The organism is Deltaproteobacteria bacterium (genome assembly GCA_020845775.1).
Lineage (GTDB): Bacteria > Bdellovibrionota_C > UBA2361 > SZUA-149 > JADLFC01 > JADLFC01.
In genome coordinates this window covers 1-4,908 of sequence record JADLFC010000125.1, presented here as the reverse complement: position 1 = coordinate 4,908, position 4,908 = coordinate 1, and the positions used below count along the sequence as shown (strand labels likewise).

General features: G+C 45.5%; 4 protein-coding genes. 3 read left to right on the top strand and 1 reads right to left on the bottom strand.

From position 1 onward, the window contains the following. On the top strand, positions 1-155 hold a 155-nt coding region (locus IT291_08365; GenBank protein MCC6221236.1), incomplete at its 5' end, for a hypothetical protein. 82 nt (positions 156-237) lie between these two features. On the opposite strand, the gene IT291_08360 is transcribed toward IT291_08365, so the two are convergent. Continuing rightward, positions 238-2,181 (bottom strand): response regulator, encoded by a 1,944-nt coding sequence (locus IT291_08360; GenBank protein ID MCC6221235.1) that lies wholly within the window; start codon positions 2,179-2,181, stop codon positions 238-240. A gap of 295 nt (positions 2,182-2,476) precedes the next feature. Between IT291_08360 and IT291_08355 the strand changes: the two genes are divergently transcribed. Further along, positions 2,477-4,507, top strand: coding sequence for a TonB-dependent receptor (locus IT291_08355; GenBank protein MCC6221234.1), 2,031 nt, complete (start codon positions 2,477-2,479; stop codon positions 4,505-4,507). Between the two features lie 39 nt (positions 4,508-4,546). Further along, positions 4,547-4,908 (top strand): YfiR family protein (locus IT291_08350; GenBank protein MCC6221233.1); only part of this gene is annotated, 362 nt, incomplete at its 3' end.

The following is a 4,908-nucleotide window of genomic DNA, read 5'->3' as shown; positions in this document are numbered from 1 at the left end:
CTAAGGGTAGAGGTTACGAGACTAATTCGAGTTATTACTTTGCTCTTGGCCTTGGGATTGAGTGTCTGCCTACGCGATTTCGCGTTGTTAATGAGCACGGCCTGCGCTTTATAGAATATCGCGAAGGTCGCGATGCCTGGCATCGCGACGACTAGCGATGTAGTTACATTATTGGTATCTGCTCAATAACCTGGGGTAAAACCAAAGTGGAGAAGATGCGTGTTTTTTTGATCGCCCCTAAATATTCGGCTGTCTCTCAATTACAAATTTGCTTATTGCGTTGATGAACTCCTCTTCCTTGATTGGCTTAGAAACGTAAGCGTCCATGCCAGCCTGATAACACTCGTCATCGGCACCGTCTATTGCGTTAGCCGTCATGGCGAGTATTGGAATGCGACTAGGAGTTGTGCCTTCACCAGCACGACTCTGCTCAATCTCGCGGATTAGTTTCGTGGCTGTGAGACCATCCATTACTGGCATTTGGCAATCCATTAAAATTATATCTAACTTCTCGCTCTTAAATAGCTCTACTGCTTCTTCGCCATTAACCGCGATAGTGACGGCCTGACCCCATCTTTCCAGTCTGAATTTCGCAATTTGCTGACCCATCTCGTTGTCGTCAACGACTAGGATTCTACACCGTCTTAGGGCGGGCTTGGAAAGCTCGCTCTCGTCTCCGTTACTGGCATTAGTCTCGTTGGGCCTTGCCGCGTCTTCGTCGACTCTTCCCGACGAGATAGTGAAATGAAAGGTAGTTCCTTCGTTAACTACGCTTTCAACCCAAATATCGCCTCCTAGCAATTTTGCTAATTGCGCGGCAATGGTAAGCCCTAGCCCGGTGCCGCCGTATTGGCGCGTTGTAGAGTTGTCGGCCTGGCTAAAAGACTCGAAAATGGTTTGTTGCTTTTCCTTTTGAATACCAATGCCGTTATCTACAACGGAAATTTGTATTTTAGGCTCTGATTTCAACGCACCGTCGCCCGCTTTAGAATCGGCTTTTGCCACTCGGACATTAATAACGCCGCCTTGCTTCTTAGTGAACTTCGCAGCGTTGCCGATAAGATTTGTTAATATTTGGGTTAAGCGAACGCTATCGCTCATTATGTATGTAGGAACATCGTCGTCGATATGTAGTGAGAAACGGATGTCCTTTTTTTCGGCGTTTGTCCTTAGTGGTGCTATAGCCTCTTCCAAGAAAGTTCGGATGTCTAGTTTAACCAAATCTACATTCATTTTTCCGGCCTCAATTTTGGAAAAATCCAAAATGTCATTAATGACCGTGCTGAGCACTTTAGCCGAGATTTCAACCATTTTTAGGCATTTAACCACACACGCCGGCGGATTGGCCGCATACGCCATGTCTACAGACCCAATCACGTTGTTTATAGGAGTGCGAATCTCATGGCTCATATTGGCTAGGAACGCCGATTTTGCTTTATTGGCCGCCTCTGCAGACTCTTTTGCCGCGCGAAGTTCTCCATCGCGGTCGCGAATGGCATCAAGCATGTAGTTAAAAGTTCTGCTTAATGCACTGATCTCATCATTCCCAGGATTATCGATCCGTACACTGTAGTCATGGTTTATCGAAATTGCATCAGCTGTTTTGGTTAAATCTATTATAGGCTTTGATATTAGCCGTTGAAGTAAGGATGACAATATGAGCGCTAGGGCAAAAGATAAAAATGCCACTGCAGCGACGCTTTTAGCAAACTGTGATATTTGAGAATCTAAAGCGCTTAAATCGGACTCAATAAAAAGCGCGCCTATATGGTTCTGTTCATGGGATATCGGCTGCAAGATGCTGCATGTGTAATCTGAGCAGGTCATGCCAATTTGTAGCGAGCTATATGCAGGAAACTCTGCTGCCACATCGCTTCGGTAGTAGATCGCATGTTGATCGCCCTCTGCGGTAAACACGACCGCCCGGGTGATGTACGTCTTGGCCCTTATAGCTTGAAGTAATCTTTCCCCTGTCTCCTTGTCCTTAAACAAAAGAGTCGGTGAGGTGGTGTTTGAGATAAGCTCAAATGTAGACTGTAGCTCGTTCCTTAGAAATTCTCGAAAATGCTGTGCTGTAAAGAACGTTGAGACTAGAAAGTTAAGTAACAGTGCGCCACCTGTAGTCACGAGAACTAGGCAGTGCAGCTTGTGTCTTATTTTTAGCTTGAAGAATTTGCGCATGTTGTTTCCCACCCCAAGGAAATTGTCACAATAACTAATTGGCAAATCGTCCCAATCCTGAAAAAACTAAATCAAATCTACAGGAATCCCCGTCATTCCCGCGGCGGCGGCGTTGAAATGCCAAACTCCAGGCAATTAGCCCAATCGCGAACTCAATAGCTAGTAGGGATAGAGTCTAAGTTTTGGTCTAGTGCGAGCTAAATAGTCGCGATAAACATTAGTGTGTTTTGTTGAACAAATACCGATTGGAGCTACATCGAAAGATCCGTCTTAAAAGAACATCGGAGATATTGCCATGAATAGACTAGGAAAATACCTTTTCTCGACTCTAATTGTGGTTCACCTATGTAGTGATTATAACCCAGCCCTATCCCAGACCAACAGCGCAGACGATCTCTTAAGCATGGATGTTAAGGAGTTTTTTAACATGTACGAGGAGGTGTTTTCTGCTGCGAAGAAGAAGCAACAGTTACGCGATGCTGCATCGGCCGTATATGTCCTTAACCAGGAAGACATTAGGCGATCTGGAGCAACTTCGTTGCCCGATTTACTTAGACTAGTTCCAGGCGTGCAGGTAGCAAGAATAAGTGCTCACAATTGGGCAATTTCCGTCCGAGGTATGAACGAGGTTTTCGGCAACAAACTATTGGTGCTACTCGATAATGTGCCGATTGTGACCCCCCTTTTTAACGGGGTTTTCTGGGAAGCCCTCAACTTTCCCCTAGATACGATAGAGCGAATAGAGGTAGTGCGTGGACCTGGAGCTGCTGTTTGGGGTTCTCGGGCTGTTAATGGCGTAATAAATATAATTACCAAATCGGCAGACTCGCCTCGCAAGCCTACTACTGTAGTAGGAGGTGGAAATGAACATCAGTTATCTGCCTATGTTGCAGATGGTTTTCGTACGGGCGATCGGTCAGGGATAAATATGCACCTGAAGTACGACCTACACGACAACAGTCGTAGCACAAATGGCGGGCCGTTGAACGATAAATGGAACATTGTCTCCCTTGGCATGCGAGGAGATTTTGAATTGGATGCTGACGATTCCTTGCTTGTGACTAATTATTCCTATTATAGGGAAGAAGATTTTGAGGGAGAGTTTCCATTATTGACCGCTCCCTTCGCCGAAGAACGAAAGGCCAGTAGACAGCATTTTGGCTCATTTTTGTCAGGTCTTTGGTCACATAGATTAAATCAGAACTCGGATTTTGCCGTAGAATGGAATCACCTGATAGAAGATCGCCAAGATTTTAGTTTGGACTATTTATTGTACAATACCGACGTTGATGTGCGCTATCGTTTTAAGCCCTTTGAGAGTCACGATTTCTCTCTCGGGAGCAGTTTTGACTTTTATGCTGACAATACAGATGGCTCATTTTTTCTCGATTTCGAGCCCGAAAGTAGGACATTGACATTTTACAGGGCGTTCTTTCATGATGAAATAGCGGTACGTGAAGATTTACTTTTTACCATTGGTTCTCGCTTTGAGCATAATGAACAAGTGGGCTTTAGCGCTCTCCCGACTGCGCGATTGCTATGGCACGCTAGCGAAAAAACATCATTATGGACCGCTGCTTCCTACACTGTGGGAACCGCTTCTCGCGTTAATGACGATGTGCGAATACCCTTTATGGTCTTTGAGGAGGAGGCAAGTGGTCTCCCAGCAGTTCTTCAAGTAACAGGTAGCCGAGATTCCGAATCGGAACGACTTACCGCCTACGAAATAGGAATGAGAACACAACCTTTTGAGAGTATCTTTATTGATACTACCGGTTTTTATTTTCGATACAATAACATGACTAGCCGTGAGCTCGGGGAGCCTGTTGGTGTTTTTGATGATCCCTTTTTTCCCCCGCATATCGTTGTGCCTGTAACTTACGATAATAACTTTAAGGTGGATTCATTTGGTGCTGAATTAGCTACGGATTGGCAAATCAATGATCTCGTTAGGTTCGGAGCCGAATATGCGCTCTTTTACGTCTTTGCCCACAGTGACTCTAGCTCTGATATAGCGGCGGAGGCTTTTTTTGAAGACCATCCTCGGCATGCAGTTTCCGCTCATATCCATTTTGACCCCATAACGGATATCGAGCTCGATGGCATATTTAGATTTGTAGATGCGCTTAGCGAGACCAATATAGATGGATACGCTGAGTTAGACCTGCGCGGAAGCTGGAAACCAACCGATGAGTGGGAAGTGTCACTAATAGGACGAAATCTCATAGAGGCTTCTCATCCAGAATTTCGGGAGGAAACATTTAAGCCACCGCTTAGCGAAGTTGAGAGAAGCGTTTTTCTGCAGATAGCGCGTACGTTTTACTAAAGGTTCGTATAGGGATAGCGTTATTTTTGGGCAATCATTGTGGGCCGATTAATCATTACTAGCAGGCATTGCCTTCTCTTTTTTCTAGGTGTTTTTTTTGCCGTGGGTTTTGGCTCACATGCCTACTCTGACTCTACAGGGTCAAGTCAAAGTGTCGAGGAATTTTTGGTGGCTGCGCACTACTATATACTTTCTTATACCTCATGGCCCAAAGCGAATGGGGATGCGGAAATTGACGTATGTATCCCCGAGGCGCACGCTTTGTATGAAAACCTAAGAGTCTTTATGTCCGGGAAAACTTGCAAGCAGCGCATCATAAAGGTGTGGCCACTTTTAAGCGGCGCTGTTCCTGACAAGCACTGCGATGCCCTGATCCTTGGCGAAGAAGAGGCAGATAATCG